The 626-nt window shown below is 45.8% G+C and carries 1 protein-coding gene; it reads left to right on the top strand.

The window, feature by feature from the left end; genetic code table 11:
* Positions 1-17: 17 nt before the first annotated feature.
* A partial coding sequence (locus A3738_RS27330; protein WP_197474087.1) for a TVP38/TMEM64 family protein occupies positions 18-626 on the top strand: 609 nt, incomplete at its 3' end.

The raw sequence follows: 626 nt of genomic DNA, 5'->3' as shown, positions 1-626 counted from the left end.
CTAAGTAAGAGCATTTCATGTCGGTCAAAAAACTCATTCTCATTATTTCCATCGCGGCTGCTTTTGTCGTGTTTTACAGCCTTGGTTTAGATCAATACCTAAGCCTGGATTATTTTCTAGCGCAGCGCGACGCTCTACTTGATTATCAAGCTAACGAGCCTTTTAAAGCTGCCGTAATTTTCTTCCTAATCTATGTCGCGGTCACCGCGCTGTCACTCCCAGCAGCCACACTGATTACACTCGCAGCAGGTGCAATCTTTGGGCTCGTGCAAGGGCTATTGCTCGTCTCATTTGCTAGCACAATAGGCGCAAGTATCGCGTTCTTAATGGCGAGAACTCTGTTCCGCGATTCGGTACAGCAACGTTTTCAATCTAGCTTCAGTAAAATCAATGAAGGCATTGATAAAGAAGGGGCATTTTATCTATTCGGTTTGCGCCTCGTACCCATCTTTCCATTTGTCGCAGTCAACTTACTAATGGGGCTGACAAACTTTCCATTGCGCCGCTACTTTTGGGTGAGCCAGCTAGGTATGTTGCCGGGCACATTTGTCTACGTGAATGCGGGAACACAGTTAGCAGAATTAGATTCGTTATCAGGCATCGCATCTCCTGCAATTTTATTGTCC

Source organism: Oleiphilus sp. HI0066 (genome assembly GCF_001635725.1).
The sequence above is the reverse complement of the archived record's forward strand: the minus strand, read 5'-3'. Positions and strand labels throughout refer to the sequence as shown.